Origin of the sequence: Nocardioides donggukensis (assembly GCF_014842875.1) — a bacterium.
GTDB classification, from domain to species: domain Bacteria; phylum Actinomycetota; class Actinomycetes; order Propionibacteriales; family Nocardioidaceae; genus Nocardioides; species Nocardioides donggukensis.
The window spans coordinates 423,536-437,447 of record NZ_JACYXZ010000001.1; the positions used below are offsets into that span (position 1 = coordinate 423,536).

General features: G+C 72.8%; 16 protein-coding genes and 1 riboswitch. Of the genes, 10 read left to right on the forward strand and 6 right to left on the reverse strand.

The genetic code is table 11. The annotated features are described in order from the left end of the window. Positions 1-40: 40 nt before the first annotated feature. On the forward strand, positions 41-937 hold the full coding sequence (locus tag IE331_RS02050; RefSeq protein WP_192139998.1) for a LysR family transcriptional regulator: 897 nt from the start codon (positions 41-43) through the stop codon (positions 935-937). 25 nt (positions 938-962) lie between these two features. Here IE331_RS02050 and IE331_RS02055 read toward each other — a convergent pair whose 3' ends face one another. From IE331_RS02055 to IE331_RS02070, 4 genes are all read right to left on the reverse strand, one after another. Next, a complete protein-coding gene (locus IE331_RS02055) occupies positions 963-1,670 on the reverse strand; it encodes a spermine/spermidine synthase domain-containing protein (RefSeq protein ID WP_192140000.1) in 708 nt (235 codons plus the stop codon). 17 nt (positions 1,671-1,687) lie between these two features. Continuing rightward, the gene (locus IE331_RS02060) at positions 1,688-3,127 is read right to left on the reverse strand and encodes an alpha,alpha-trehalose-phosphate synthase (UDP-forming) (RefSeq protein WP_318646751.1); all 1,440 of its coding nucleotides are present in this window, start codon (positions 3,125-3,127) and stop codon (positions 1,688-1,690) included. A gap of 10 nt (positions 3,128-3,137) precedes the next feature. After that, positions 3,138-4,157, reverse strand: a complete 1,020-nt coding sequence (locus tag IE331_RS02065) for an adenylate/guanylate cyclase domain-containing protein (RefSeq protein WP_192140004.1) — start codon at positions 4,155-4,157, stop codon at positions 3,138-3,140. 62 nt (positions 4,158-4,219) lie between these two features. Next, entirely contained in the window at positions 4,220-4,615 is a 396-nt protein-coding gene (locus IE331_RS02070; RefSeq protein WP_201930924.1) for a cyclic nucleotide-binding domain-containing protein, read from the reverse strand. A 245-nt stretch (positions 4,616-4,860) separates the two neighbouring features. Here IE331_RS02070 and IE331_RS02075 point away from each other — a divergent pair, with 245 nt between their 5' ends. The 5 genes from IE331_RS02075 to IE331_RS02095 all read left to right on the forward strand — a co-directional run bounded on the left by IE331_RS02075 (position 4,861) and on the right by IE331_RS02095 (position 8,402). After that, positions 4,861-5,154 carry a DUF3263 domain-containing protein gene (locus tag IE331_RS02075; protein ID WP_192140006.1) on the forward strand — a complete coding sequence of 98 codons (294 nt, stop codon included), beginning with the start codon at positions 4,861-4,863 and terminating at the stop codon, positions 5,152-5,154. 2 nt (positions 5,155-5,156) lie between these two features. After that, positions 5,157-5,660 carry a LytR C-terminal domain-containing protein gene (locus IE331_RS02080; RefSeq protein WP_192140008.1) on the forward strand — a complete coding sequence of 168 codons (504 nt, stop codon included), beginning with the start codon at positions 5,157-5,159 and terminating at the stop codon, positions 5,658-5,660. 33 nt (positions 5,661-5,693) lie between these two features. Continuing rightward, positions 5,694-6,539, forward strand: a complete 846-nt coding sequence (gene otsB, locus IE331_RS02085) for a trehalose-phosphatase (RefSeq protein WP_192140010.1) — start codon at positions 5,694-5,696, stop codon at positions 6,537-6,539. A 66-nt stretch (positions 6,540-6,605) separates the two neighbouring features. Continuing rightward, a riboswitch (SAM riboswitch) is annotated at positions 6,606-6,748 on the forward strand. A gap of 10 nt (positions 6,749-6,758) precedes the next feature. Then, positions 6,759-8,087 carry a threonine synthase gene (gene thrC, locus IE331_RS02090; protein ID WP_201930926.1) on the forward strand — a complete coding sequence of 443 codons (1,329 nt, stop codon included), beginning with the start codon at positions 6,759-6,761 and terminating at the stop codon, positions 8,085-8,087. 39 nt (positions 8,088-8,126) lie between these two features. Continuing rightward, the gene (locus IE331_RS02095) at positions 8,127-8,402 is read left to right on the forward strand and encodes a MoaD/ThiS family protein (protein ID WP_192140012.1); all 276 of its coding nucleotides are present in this window, start codon (positions 8,127-8,129) and stop codon (positions 8,400-8,402) included. 52 nt (positions 8,403-8,454) lie between these two features. Here the strand turns inward: IE331_RS02095 and IE331_RS02100 are convergent, their stop codons facing one another. Together IE331_RS02100 and IE331_RS02105 are read right to left on the reverse strand one after the other, a co-directional pair. After that, a complete protein-coding gene (locus IE331_RS02100; protein ID WP_192140014.1) occupies positions 8,455-8,928 on the reverse strand; it encodes a GDYXXLXY domain-containing protein in 474 nt (157 codons plus the stop codon). Next, complete coding sequence (locus tag IE331_RS02105) at positions 8,925-10,181, reverse strand: DUF2157 domain-containing protein (protein WP_192140016.1); 1,257 nt, start codon at positions 10,179-10,181, stop codon at positions 8,925-8,927. The genes IE331_RS02100 and IE331_RS02105 overlap by 4 nt, the downstream gene beginning before the upstream one ends. 139 nt (positions 10,182-10,320) lie before the next feature. Between IE331_RS02105 and IE331_RS02110 the strand changes: the two genes are divergently transcribed. From IE331_RS02110 to groL, 4 genes are all read left to right on the forward strand, one after another. After that, positions 10,321-10,755: a phage holin family protein gene (locus tag IE331_RS02110; RefSeq protein ID WP_192140018.1), complete on the forward strand. Its 435-nt coding sequence runs from the start codon at positions 10,321-10,323 to the stop codon at positions 10,753-10,755. Then, a complete protein-coding gene (locus IE331_RS02115) occupies positions 10,752-11,009 on the forward strand; it encodes a DUF3618 domain-containing protein (protein WP_192140020.1) in 258 nt (85 codons plus the stop codon). The genes IE331_RS02110 and IE331_RS02115 overlap by 4 nt, the downstream gene beginning before the upstream one ends. A gap of 46 nt (positions 11,010-11,055) precedes the next feature. Continuing rightward, positions 11,056-11,940, forward strand: coding sequence for an ATP-grasp domain-containing protein (locus tag IE331_RS02120; protein ID WP_192140022.1), 885 nt, complete (start codon positions 11,056-11,058; stop codon positions 11,938-11,940). Positions 11,941-12,161: 221 nt separating this feature from the next. Beyond that, positions 12,162-13,796: a chaperonin GroEL gene (gene groL / locus IE331_RS02125; RefSeq protein WP_192140024.1), complete on the forward strand. Its 1,635-nt coding sequence runs from the start codon at positions 12,162-12,164 to the stop codon at positions 13,794-13,796. Positions 13,797-13,912 lie beyond the last annotated feature (116 nt).

Consider the following 13,912-nt stretch of genomic DNA (forward strand, 5'->3'; position numbering starts at 1 on the left):
CGGTAGCCGGCAACCCGGCATCACGTCATACGCTGTGTGCATGACCAGCAGGCCGGACCTCGACGACCTCGACCTGCTCGGTCTGGTGGCCCGGTGCGGCAGCATCGGGCAGGCCGCCGCCGAGCTCGGGCTCTCCCAGCCCGCCGTGAGCCGGCGGGTCGCGGCCCTCGAGCGGTCGCTCGGCGTGGTGCTGCTGCACCGCAGCCGTCAGGGGAGTGTGCTGACCCCGGCCGGCCGGGTGGTGGTCGACTGGGCCACCTCGCTCCTCGACGCCGCCGACGGCTTCTCCCGCAGCGTGGCCACCCTCCGGGACGAGCGGGACGCGTCGCTGCGGGTGGCGGTCAGCATGACGATCGCCGAGCACCACGCCCCTGCCTGGCTGGCCTCCCTGGCCGAGGTCACCCCTCGTCTGCGGGTGTCGATGTCGGTCACCAACTCCACGGAGGTCGCCGACCGGGTCGAGCAGGGCGGGGCCGACATCGGCTTCCTCGAGTCGCCGACGGTCCGCTCCTCGCTGCGGCGGCGCCGGTTCGCCTGGGACGACCTGGTCGTCGCCGTCCCACCCGGCCACCCGTGGGCCGACCGCGACGAGCCGCTGGCCGCGCGGCTGCTGGCCGAGGCCGCCCTGCTGGTGCGCGAGCCCGGCTCCGGCACCCGGGAGACCCTCGAGCATGCCCTCGCCCGGATGTCGCTGACCCTGACGCCCGGCTTCGAGATGGCCTCGAACGCCGCGCTCCGGTCGGCGGCGATCGCCGGGGCCGGGCCGGTGGTGCTCTCCGCCTCGGCGCTGGCCGACGACCTCGCCGCCGGTCGCCTGGTGGCGGTGCCGGTGCCGGACCTGGACCTGAGGCGGCCGCTGACCGCGGTGTGGAGGCGCGACGCCGTCGCGCCCCCGGGCGTGCGGAGCCTGCTCGAGGTGGTCGGCCGGCTCCGGTGACCGGGTGGCCCGGGCCTGCCCGGCCTCAGGGCGCGAGGGGCGACCGGGCGACGTACACGGTGCTGGCCGACTCGGCCCGGGTGAGCGGGTTGGGGAACGAGACGACATGGGTCTCGGTGTCGCGGAAGGTCGCGGCCAGGTCGGCCTCGAACGCCGCGTCCGGCGGGTCGTCGGACCACAGGCCGAACACGCCGTCGGGCACCAGCAGGTCGGCCAGCCGGCCGAGGCCGTCGGGGGTGTAGAACGCCTCGTGCGAGGGGTGCAGCACGTTGCGCGGCGAGTGGTCGACGTCGAGCAGGACCGCGTCGTGGCGCCGGCCCGCACGGCGCTCGGCGACCATGGCGAAGAAGTCGTCCTCGACGAGCTCGCACCGGGGGTCCGCGGCCAGCCCGACGGTGTCCGGCAGCAGGTCCCGCCGGTGCCAGTCGATCACCGGGGCGACCGCCTCGACCACCTCGAGCGAGCGCACCCGCGGGTCCTCGAGCACCGCGCGGGCGGTGTACCCGAGGCCGAGCCCGCCGACCAGCACCGAGAGGTCGGCGCCGTCGACGCGCGCCAGCCCGAGCCGGGCCAGCTCGATCTCCACCACCGTGAACAGGCTCGACATCAGGAACTCGTCGTCGATCTTCACCTCGTACACCTCACGACCGGTCACCGGCTCGTGGCGGCGGCGCAGGCTGATCACGCCGATGGGGGAGTCGCACCAGTCGAGCTCCTCGAACCGTGCGCCCACGATGCCGCCTCCGCCGCTCAGGAGCGCCGCGACGGGCGCAGCGTCTTGCTGTGCGTGCCTTGGACCTCGGACAGCGCTCCGAGGAAGGCCGCCGCCCAGCCGGCCACGTCGTGCTCCATGATCGTCTTGCGCATCGCCTTCATGCGCCGCGTGACCTCGCGGTCGTCGGCGTGGGCCGCCTCGAGGATCGCCGCCTTCATGCCGTTGATGTCGTAGGGGTTCACCCGCCACGCCTGGCGCAGCTCCTCGGCCGCGCCAGCGAACTCGCTCAGCACCAGCGCACCGTCGTTGTCGTAGCGGCAGGCGACGTACTCCTTGGCGACGAGGTTCATGCCGTCGCGGTACGGCGTCACCACCATGATGTCCGCGGCCCGGTAGAGCGCCGCCATCTCGTGCCGGGGGAACGAGGAGTGCATGTAGGAGATCGCCGGCTGACCGATGCGCCCGAGGTCGCCGTTGATCCGGCCGACCAGCCGGTCGATGTCGTCGCGCAGGACGCGGTACTGCTCGACCCGCTCCCGGGAGGGGGTCGCCACCTGCACGAAGACCGCGTCGTCGACCGAGAAGCGTCCCTCGGCCACGAGCTCGGAGTAGGCGCGCAGCCGCGGGTAGATGCCCTTGGTGTAGTCGAGGCGGTCGATGCCGAGCAGGACCGTCTTCGGGTTGCCGAGCGCCTCGCGGATCTGGGCTGCGCGCTGGGTCACCGACTCCGACCGGGCGAGCTCCTCGAAGCCCCGGGTGTCGATCGAGATCGGGAAGGCGCGGGCCTGCACGGTGCGCCCGTCCGGGAGGTACACGGTGTCGCGGTGCGTCTTGTGCCCTACCCGTTGCCGGACCAGCCGGACGAAGTTCTGCGCCGCGCCGTTGAGCTGGAAGCCGACGATGTCCGCGCCGAGGAGGCCCTCGAGGATCTGGCGCCGCCAGGGCAGCTGCTGGAAGAGCTCGGTGGGCGGGAACGGGATGTGCAGGTAGAAGCCGATCCGCAGGTCCGGGCGCCGCTCGCGCAGCATCCGCGGCACCAGCTGCATCTGGTAGTCCTGCACCCATACCGTCGCGCCCTCGGCGGCGATCTCGGCCGCCTTCTCCGCGAACCGCTCGTTGACCGCGACGTAGGAGTCCCACCACTCACGGTGGAACTCCGGCTTGGCGACGACGTCGTGGTAGAGCGGCCACAGGGTGCCGTTGGAGAAGCCCTCGTAGAACTCCTCGACCTCCTGGGCGCTCATCGGCACCGGGACGAGGGACAGGCCCTCGTCCACGAAGGGCTCGACGTCCTCGTCGGGCACGCCCGGCCAGCCGATCCAGGCGCCGTCGTTGTTGCGCATGATGGGCTCCAGCGCGCTGACCAGACCGCCCGGAGAGCGTCGCCAGCCGAGGGTGCCGTCGGCCGACCGGACCCGGTCGACCGGGAGCCGGTTGGCCAGGATCACCAGGTCTGCGGAGCCCGAAGTCGTCACACCACGCACCCTAGTGGGTGCGCGGAAGCGGGAGCCGCTCCGCGACCGCCCCCAGGGCCTCACGCGGGTCGGTCGGTCGATCCCGGGGCTCTCGCGGAGGGCGCGGCGGCTTGAGTGCCCAGGCCTCGAGCCGGTGGTAGCCCTTGACCGGTGCCGTCCGGGCCCGGCGCACCCGGAAGTCGTCGGGGTGGTCCGCCAGCCGGTCGGCCAGCTCGCGGTTGGTGAGGATCCGGCCCGGACGGGCCAGCCCGGTCAGCCTGGAGGCGATGTTGACCACCTCGCCGAACACGTCCCCGAGACGCCGCAGCACCGGGCCGTGGGCGAGCCCGACCCGGACCTCGGGGAAGTCGTCATCGGCCTTGTGGCCGGCGGCGAGCAGCAGCGCGATCCGGGCGCCGGCCAGCGGGTCGTCGGCGGCGAAGAGCACCTCGTCGCCGATCGTCTTGATGACCTGGCCGCCCTGGTCGGCGATCACCCGGGTGACCGTGCTCTCGAAGGTCTCCACCATCGAGCCGAGCTCCTCGACGCTGAGGTGGCGGCTGCGGCGGGTGAAGCCCACGATGTCGGCGAAGCCCACCGTCATCGTGACCGCGTCGTCGTCCCCGGTCGCCGCCAGCAGCAGCCGCCCGGCCGCGCCGGCGAGGTGCCGACGCCAGATGTAGCTCTGCAGCCGCTCGACCTCGGGAAGGGTCTGGCTGACGAACTCCTCGAGCGTGTCCGGGTCGACCTCGGCCGCCCCGGAGAGCGCGTTGCCGGCCAGCTCGCCGACCTCCCACTCGGCGAGCCGGGCGAAGCTGCGCCCCATGCTCCGGGTGAGCGCGAACTCGGTGCGCGGGTCCACGATCCCGGAGTCGATGAGGGCCGTGAGCGCCCCCAGCGCCTCGACGTCGGCCTCGGTGAACATCACCTCGTCGTCGTCCAGCGGGGGGCTGAAGCCCAACGAGAGCCACAGGGACTGGGCCCGCTCCCGGCTCACGCCCGACCGCTCGAGCACCTCGGCCCGGGAGAGGTGGGGCCGCTGTCCGAGCACCGCCCGCTCGATCGCGGCGAAGAGCTCCGGGTCGAGCCCGCTGGGGTCCTCCGTCCGGCCGCTCAGCCCTGGCCCAGCCGTTCCCTGGTGGTCTGCTCCAGGGCCGCGCGGAACGTCGGCACCTCGTCGATGAGCTCCTGCACGGCCTGGCTGGTGAAGTGCAGGACGTCGAGCTCGGTGATCGAGACGACGTTGGCGCTGCGCAGTCGGTGGGCGACGATCGCGCTCTCCCCGACGGTGTCGCCCGGGCCCAGCTGGGCCACCTCCTCCGCGCCGCGGCGGACCGAGACCCGCCCGTCCAGGATGATGTAGGCCTTGTCGGCGGGGGTCTTCTCCCAGATCAGCGACCAGTTGGCCGGGATGTGCACGGCGGTGCCGCGGCTGGCGATCAGCCTCACCTCGGCGTCGGAGAGCGACGAGAAGCGGTCCAGCTCGGACAAGCGAGACGTGTCGGTCACAGCAATTCCTCTCAGCAGGCCCTCCCGGGCTCGATCTTCGCGGCGGTCCCTCCCGGTGTCCAGTCATTCGGGCGCCCCGACGGCCCGGTGTGGCCGGACTCACGTGCCGGCGGCCGACGGGTGCGAGCGCAGCCGGAGGAGGACTCGCCGGGGATCGAATGACAACGGTGTCATCTTCGTGCGTAGGATGAGCCCGAGCGCACGCGCGCTCGGGCAAGTGACAGTCAGGCGAAGGGTCGAGGTGCATGGACGCCGCAGCGGTCAACCACGGTGAGCCGGTCGACGGACCGGCCCTGTCCGAGCGGGACGCGGAGATCCTGGAGTTCGAGCGCCAGTGGTGGAAGTACGCCGGCGCCAAGGAGCAGGCGGTCCGCGAGAAGTTCGACATGTCCGCGACCCGGTACTACCAGGTCCTCAACGCCCTGATCGACAAGCCCGAGGCCCTCGCCGCGGACCCGCTGCTGGTGCGCCGGCTGCGCCGCCTCCGGGCCGCCCGGCAGCGGCAGCGTTCGGCACGCCGGCTCGGCTTCGAGGTCTGATCGTGCCCACCCGCGACGAGCGTGGCGTCGCCTTCCCCTCGCCCGTGGTGATGCTGAGCATCGTGGCCGTCGCCATGGCCGGGATCGCCTTCGTCGCCACCGACCGCCCCGGCGGCGAGCAGGAGCTGCAGACTGTCTCGCGGCCCGAGCCGGCGCCCACCGCCACCGCTCCGGAGCCGGTGGTCCGGCCGACGGAGCCGAAGAAGCCCAAGAAGACCAGGCAGCCGGTCGCGATCAAGCGGGCCGAGGTCTACGTCGAGGTCTACAACAACTCCGGCATCGCCGGGCTGGCCGGCCGCACCGCCACGGAGGCCGCCGACGCGGGCTGGAAGGTCGTCGGCTCGGACAACTGGTTCGGCACGATCCCCGCCTCGACCGTCTACTACCCCGAGCGGCTCGAGCCGGCCGCCAAGCTGCTCGCGAAGGACCTCGGCATCGCCCGGCTCAACCCGGCGGTGGCGCCCATGCGCCTGGACCGCCTGACGGTGATCCTCACCGGGCCGTGAGCCGTCGGCCCGGGGTCGTGGTTGAGTTGACCCATGGAGTTCAGCTCTCCCGACGGTGAACGACGCTACGCCGCCCTGGTGCGGTCCGCCGGGGCGACGGTCGTCGGCCTGGACTTCGACGGGACGCTCTCCCCGATCGTCGACGACCCCGAGGCCGCCGGCATCCATCCCGCCGCCCCCGGCGTCCTGGTCGCCCTCGCCGAGCAGGTCCACGCCGTGGCCGTGGTCACCGGCCGGCCGGCCCGGCAGGTGCTCGCGCTCGGCGGACTGGACGAGGTCGGCGACGCGATGGGCGAGGCCGGACACGAGCTGTTGGTCTTCGGGCAGTACGGCAACGAGCGGTGGACCTCCTTCGACCGTCGCGTGGTCTCGCCCCGTCCACCGGCCGGCCTGTCGTCGTTCCTCAGCGAGCTGCCGGGGCTCCTGCGCCGCGGTGAGGCCGCCGAGGCGTACGTCGAGGACAAGGGGCTGGCGGTGGCCGTGCACACCCGTCGGCTTCCGGACCCCGCGGGAGCCTTCGAGCGGCTGCTGCCGCTCCTGAGCGCGGCCGCCGACGCCCACGACCTGGCCGTCGAGCCCGGTCGCAACGTCGTCGAGGTGCGCGCCCCGGGCATGCACAAGGGCGCGGTGGTGCAGCGGCTCGCCGCCGACCCGGAGGTCCGCGGGTTCGTCTTCGTGGGGGACGACCTCGGCGACCGGGAGGCCTTCGAGGCCGTGGCCGAGCTGCGTGCCGGCGGCGCCGACACCCTCCTGGTCTGCGCGGACCACGACGAGGACGAGGGCAGCGCGCTGCGCGACCTGGCCGACGTGGTCGTCGCCGGCCCGGACGGGGTCCTGGACTTCCTGCGCACGCTGACGGCCGACGCCGCCCGGAAGTAGCGCGCGCGACGACCAGCATGTGGGACCGATGTGCGCATGGTGAGACGCCGCTCGTACATTGGGGACAGCTCATCGAGAGGGACTGAGGGAACGGCCCTGTGAAGTCCCGGCAACCGCCGCGAGCCTCCGACCCCCGGACCACCGGGTGTCGTCGCGGAAACGGTGCTAATTCCGCCCCGTGGCGAGGTCCGCCACGGGACAGATGAGAGGGAGGTACTCATGAGCGTGCTGGCGACGACACCCACCACACCGGAGGGCCGCACGGCCCCCACCGACAACACCACCGATGGCCCGACCGACGGCACCACCGGCCTGCGCCACGGTGCCTTCGGCAACGCGACCGCCCTGGCCTGCCGCGAGTGCGGCCACCAGGTCGCGCTCGGACCGCACTACGCCTGTCCGGAGTGCTTCGGTCCCCTGGAGATCGCCTACGACTTCCCCGCGGTCACCCGCGCCGAGATCGAGGCCGGGCCGCGCAACATCTGGCGCTACAAGGCACTGCTGCCGGTGCCCTCCGACATCGAGGAGAGCCCGAACATGGAGCCCGGGTTCACCCGGCTGCTCAAGGCGCACAACCTCGGCGCCACCCTCGGCATCGACAACCTGTGGGTCAAGGACGACTCGACCAACCCCACCAACAGCTTCAAGGACCGGGTCGTCGCCTGTGCGCTGAGCGCGGCCCGCGAGTTCGGCAGCACGGTGTTCGCGTGTCCGTCCACGGGGAACCTCGCCAACGCGGTGGCCGCCGCCGGCGCGCGGGCCGGGATCAAGACCGTGGTGTTCATCCCGTCCGACCTCGAGCAGCCCAAGCAGGTCAACTCGGCCGTCTACACCGACAGCCTGGTGGCCGTGAACGGCAACTACGACGACGTCAACCGGCTCGCCTCCGAGATCGCCGGCGAGGAGGAGGGCTGGGCCTTCGTCAACGTCAACGTCCGCCCCTACTACGCCGAGGGCTCGAAGACGCTGGGCTACGAGATCGCCGAGCAGCTCGGCTGGCGGCTGCCCGACCAGATCGTGATCCCGGTGGCCTCCGGGTCGCAGCTGACCAAGGTGCACAAGGCGTTCCAGGAGCTGATCTCGCTCGGCCTGGTCGAGGACAAGCCCTACAAGGTGTACGGCGCCCAGGCCACCGGCTGCTCCCCGGTCTCGGTGGCCTACAAGGCCGGGGTCGACGCGATCCGGCCGGTCAAGCCCGCCACCATCGCCAAGAGCCTCGCGATCGGGAACCCCGCGGACGGCGTCTACGTGCTCGACATCTGCCGCGAGACCGGCGGCTCGGTCGAGGACATCACCGACGAGGAGGTGCGCGCCGCAATCGTGCTGCTGGCCCGCACCGAGGGCATCTTCACCGAGACCGCCGGCGGCACCACCGTCGGCGTGCTGAAGAAGCTGGTCGAGTCCGGCGCCCTGGACCCGACCCTGGAGACCGTCGTCATCAACACCGGCCACGGCCTCAAGACCCTCGACGCCGTGGCCGGCTCGGTCGGCCCGGCGGCCACCATCGACCCGTCGTACGCGGCCTTCACCCGCACCGAGATCGTCTGAGAGCCTGCAGGTCGACCCCCGACGGCACCGAGGAGAACCATGAGCGTCAGCGTCCGCATCCCGACCATCCTGCGCACCTACACCGGTGGCGACTCCGAGGTGGCCGCCGAGGGGGACACCCTGGCGGGTGTCCTCGACGACCTCGACCGGAACTACTCCGGGATCAAGGGCCGGGTGCTCGACGAGAAGGGGGAGCTGCGCCGGTTCGTGAACGTCTACGTCGGCAACGACGACGTGCGCTTCCTCGACGGGCTGGAGACGCCCACCCCGGCCGGCACCCAGATCTCGGTCATCCCGGCGGTCGCCGGCGGCTGAGCCGGCCCGGCGGACCCGAGCCTCGGCCCCGCGGACCGAGGCTCGGGCCGGCTCACGAGGCGTCGACCGAGACCAGTGCGGCGTTGCCCCAGCGGTCGATCCGCACGGTGGCGACGGCGTCGCCCCCGGTGACCGCCCGCTCCATCTCCAGCGCCTCGTCCTGGGGCAGGAACCAGCTCTCGATGCCGCACCCGCCGCCGTCCCACCACCCGGCCGTGCAGGCCAGGTAGGGCCCGGACTCGGGGCGCTCGGCGGAGGGCCGCCGGCCGACCCAGACGCCGTCCTTCTCCACGAGCGGCACGTAGACCTCGCGCTGGTCGAGCCGGGCCTCGTCGGGCCGGGGCAGGTCCGGGTAGTCGAGCGCGACGTAGGCCCCCCGGAACGGGTCGATCGGGTCGACGGGCGCCACCCGCAGGCGGTACTCCTCGCCCAGCGCCCGCGCCGAGAGCTGCGGGCCCACGCCGACCGCCACCAGGCCGAGCTGGACCACCACGGCCAGCGTCACGGCCACCAGCCGGCGGCTCATCGGTCCGCTCCGGCCAGGCTCGCCTCGAGCTGGCGCCGACCGCGGTCGAACAGGAAGCCGGCGCCGAAGAGGACCATGCCCAGCGCCAGGAACAGCCAGGCTCCGTCGAAGATCCGCGCGAAGACCGCGAAGCTCTGGAACACCGTGAACACCACGAGCGCGGCGAGCGCCAGGAAGGTCAGGCGTCCGCTGTCGCGCCAGATGCCGAGCACCGCCACCCAGGTCGCCACCGCGACGTAGGCCGCCACGCTGAGCGCCGCCTGGGCCCAGTCGCCCACGGGGAGCGACCCGGTGCCGGAGACGGCGGCCTGGGACGGCTCCCAGGCCACGAGGCCGACGGCGACCGCGGCGACCGCCAGCACCACCGGCGGCTCCAGTCGGGTGGTGTCCCGCCCGAGGTAGGTCGCGGCAGCGGCCAGGGCGACCGCGACCAGGCCCAGCAGCACCAGCGGGGGAGTCACCACGAAGCCGTCGGCGGTCAGGCTCGGCACCGCCGCCGCGAACAGCCCGACCAGCAGCAGCAGGGCGCCGGCCTCACGCCAGGCCGCCGTGAACCCGGCGGGACCGAACCTCGTGTGCAGCACCGAGACCGCCGAGGCCCCGGCGGCCACGGCGAGCAGCGTCACCACGACCGCGAGCTCCGAGGGCGCCGCCTCGACGGTCTGCCAGAGCACCCAGGCCACGCCGGTCACGAGGCCCACCAGCAGCGGCGTCACCGCGCGGACGGCGTACGCGTAGACGAGTGCCCCCGCGGACCAGACGCCGATCAGCAGCGGCTCGTACGCCGGCACCTGCAGGCTCTGGGCCGCCTGGAAGACGACCGCCCCGAAGGCCAGCGCGGCCAGGAGTCGGCCGGTGCCGACCAGCGGCGAGGGTCCGTGCCGGCCGCGGGTACGGCGCCGCTCGGCGCCCAGGTGCGCGGCCGCGACCAGCGCCAGCCAGATGGCGGTGACGACGGCGAACCGGGCCGATGGCGGGAGCGTCTCGAGGTTGGCGGCCACCAGCCAGATCAGGCCGACCCCCACGAAGACGCCCCCGAGCGTGAGCAGCAGGCGCCCCAGGGAGAACCTTCGGGTGGCGCGGTAGTGGCCGAGGATCGCCTCGGCCTGGTCGGGACGCAGCAGGCCCTGCGCCGTCCAGTCTGCGGTCTCGGTGCCGAGCCAGGCCAGCTGGGCCGGTGTGGCGGCCCGCTGGTGCCGACTCGGCCCGGAGGCCGGCATGTGGGCCGGCCCGGGTGCGATGTCAGTGGTCATGCCCCCAGCGTGCGACCTGGCGGCCCCGGGCACATGGGTACCCGTGCTCAGATCGGGTGGGTCCGACGGCTCACGTCGAGACCCACCGGGAGTGGGCCGGGGCGTGATTGAGGAGCCCGGATGTGGGAACCGGCCACCCATGACCGAGAACCACACGACCGACCCGCGCCCGCCCGGGGTGTCCGGGGTGTCCGGCGACGAGCCCATCGGGGCGCTCGTCCACCAGCTCACGCAGCAGGTGCCCGAGCTGATCCGCAGCGAGATGCGCCTGGCCCAGGCCGAGCTGGCCGAGAAGGGCAAGGCGGCCGGCATCGGCCTCGGTGCCTTCAGCGCCGCCGGGCTGCTGGCCTTCTTCGGGCTGGCGCTGCTGCTGACCACCGCCGTGCTCGCCCTGGCGCTGGTGCTTCCGGCGTGGGTGGCGGCCCTGATCGTCGCCGCCGTCGTCCTCGCCGCGGCGGGGGCCGCCGGGATCTTCGGGCGCAGCCGGGTGCAGGCGGCCACGCCGGCCGCCCCCGAGCGGGCCATGGAGGGCGTCCGGGAGGACGTCGCCGTCGTCAAGGGAGGACGCGCATGAGTGGGAACGGCACCGAGCCCCGCACCCCGGCCGAGATCGAGGCGGACATCGAGCGCCAGCGCGAGCAGCTGGCCGAGACGGTGGACGCCCTGCACGACCGCCTGGACGTCAAGGGCCGGGCCCGGGACAAGGCCGCCGAGGTCAGGCACCGGGCCACCACCGACGGCGGGAGCCCGCGTCCGGAGCTCGTGGCCGGGGCCGTCGGCGTCGTCGTGCTGGTCGTCGGTCTCGTCGTCTGGCGTCGGCGCCGCTGAGCGCCCGGGTGGCGTCCGCCCGTCTCCCGGGCCTAGCCTCGCCGCCGTGACCGACGTACTCCTCGCGACCTGTGCCGACCTGCCCCAGGGCGAGCCCGGCGCCGAGCACCTCGACCGGGCCCTCGCCGCACGGGGGATCGCGGGGCGCTGGGCGTCGTGGGACGACCCGGCGGTCGACTGGGCCGCTGCGGGCCTGGTGGCGGTGCGAGCCACGTGGGACTACGTCGGCCGGCCCGAGGCCTTCCTCGACTGGGCCCGCGGCGTGGAGCGCGGCGGCCGGCTCCTCAACGGCGCCGGGGTGTTCGCGTGGAACCTCGACAAGGCCTACCTGTGCGACCTGCCCGAGGTGCCGGTGGTGCCGACGGTCACCGCCGACTCGCGCGCCGAGCTGGCCGAGGCGGTACGCCGCTGGGGCACCGCGGTCGTCAAGCCGCGGGTCGGAGCGGGCGGCGTGGGGGTGCTGGTCGTCGACGACCCGGCCGACCCGCGACTCGGGACGGTCGTGCGCAGTCATCCCGACCTGCCGCCGGCCGGCGGCCCGTGGGTGGTCCAGCCGCTCGTCGACGCCGTCCGGACCGAGGGCGAGACCTCGGTGTTCGTGCTCGACGGGGTCGCGGTCTCGCAGGCCGACAAGCTGCCGGCGGGCGGCGAGATCCGGGTGCACGAGCACTACGGCGGCTCGACCCGGGGCGTCCCGCTCCGCGACGAGGCGGCGACGCTCGCGACCGGGGCCGTCGCGGCCGCCCGCGCGCTGGTGCCGGGCGACCTCGACTACGCCCGGGTGGACATGATGCGGCTGGCCGACGGCACCCTCGCGGTCAGCGAGCTGGAGCTGATCGAGCCCGGCCTCTACCTGGACGTGGTGCCGGGCAACGCCGACCCGTTCGCCGACCTGGTCGCCCGGGCCCTCGGCGTACCCGTCGGGGGCTGACCCGACCGCCCGACCGGCGGGGGGCCGTTCTTGCACTCGGGGGTGCCGAGTGCTAAACATGATGCTGGCACTCTCAGCATGAGAGTGACAGAACGAACCGGACCGGGGAGTTGAGGTCTGCAGCGTCGGCGGGAAGGGTCCGCCGGTTCGGCCAGATCGTCCGTCGCGGGCAACGAGCCGGTCCGTCCACGACTCTCTAGCGTGAAGGAATCGCAGGAGTTATGCCAAAGCTGATTGCTTTCAATGAGGAGGCCCGGCGCGGTCTCGAGCGTGGCATGAACACGCTAGCCGACGCCGTCAAGGTCACTCTCGGCCCCAAGGGCCGCAACGTCGTCCTCGAGAAGAAGTGGGGCGCTCCCACCATCACCAACGATGGTGTCTCGATCGCCAAGGAGATCGAGCTGGAGGACCCGTACGAGAAGATCGGGGCCGAGCTCGTCAAGGAGGTCGCCAAGAAGACCGACGACGTCGCCGGTGACGGCACGACGACGGCGACCGTGCTCGCCCAGGCGATGGTGCGTGAGGGCCTGCGCAACGTCGCGGCCGGCGCCAACCCGATGGGTCTCAAGCGCGGCATCGAGGCGGCCGTCGACGCCGTGTCCGAGCAGCTGCTCGGCATGGCCAAGGACGTCGAGACCAAGGAGCAGATCGCGTCCACCGCGAGCATCTCCGCCGCCGACCCGACCGTCGGCGAGATCATCGCCGAGGCGATGGACAAGGTCGGCAAGGAAGGTGTCATCACCGTCGAGGAGTCGAACACCTTCGGGCTCGACCTCGAGCTCACCGAGGGCATGCGCTTCGACAAGGGCTACATCTCGGCGTACTTCGTCACCGACCCCGAGCGGATGGAGACGGTCCTCGAGGACCCCTACATCCTGATCGCGAACCAGAAGATCTCGAACGTCAAGGACCTTCTGCCGCTGCTCGAGAAGGTCATGCAGTCCGGCAAGCCGCTGCTGATCCTCTCCGAGGACGTCGACGGCGAGGCCCTGTCCACGCTGGTCGTCAACAAGATCCGTGGCACCTTCAAGTCCGTGGCCGTCAAGGCTCCTGGCTTCGGTGACCGCCGCAAGGCCATGCTGCAGGACATCGCGATCCTGACCGGCGGCCAGGTCATCTCCGAGGAGGTCGGCCTGAAGCTGGAGTCGACCGGCATCGAGATGCTCGGCCAGGCCCGCAAGGTCGTCATCACCAAGGACGAGACCACCATCGTCGAGGGTGCCGGCGACGCGGACCAGATCAACGGACGGGTCAACCAGATCCGCGCCGAGATCGAGAAGTCGGACTCCGACTACGACCGCGAGAAGCTGCAGGAGCGCCTGGCCAAGCTGGCCGGCGGTGTCGCGGTGATCAAGGTCGGCGCGGCCACCGAGGTCGAGCTGAAGGAGCGCAAGCACCGCATCGAGGACGCCGTGCGCAACGCCAAGGCGGCCGTCGAGGAGGGCATCGTCGCCGGCGGCGGCGTCGCCCTGGTGCAGGCGGCCGACGCGGCGTTCGAGAAGCTCGAGCTGGTGGGCGACGAGTCCACCGGTGCCGCGATCGTGCGGTTCGCCACCGAGGCTCCGCTCAAGCAGATCGCGATCAACGCCGGCCTCGAGGGCGGCGTCGTGGCGGAGAAGGTGCGCAACCTGACCCCGGGTCACGGCCTGAACGCGGCCACCGGCGAGTACGTCGACATGATCGCCGAGGGCATCATCGACCCCGCCAAGGTGACCCGCTCGGCACTGCAGAACGCCGCCTCCATCGCGGCGCTGTTCCTGACCACCGAGGCCGTCGTCGCCGACAAGCCGGAGAAGGCCGCCCCGATGGGCGACCCGTCCGGTGGCATGGGCGGCATGGGTGGCATGGACTTCTGATCGAAGCGGGGGTCGGTCCGGTCGCCGGAGGGTGACCGTGACCGTCCGCTGTAGCAGAACCGAGGGGCCCCGGCTTTCGAGCCGGGGCCCCTCGGCTCGTTCCACGGCGAGTTCGG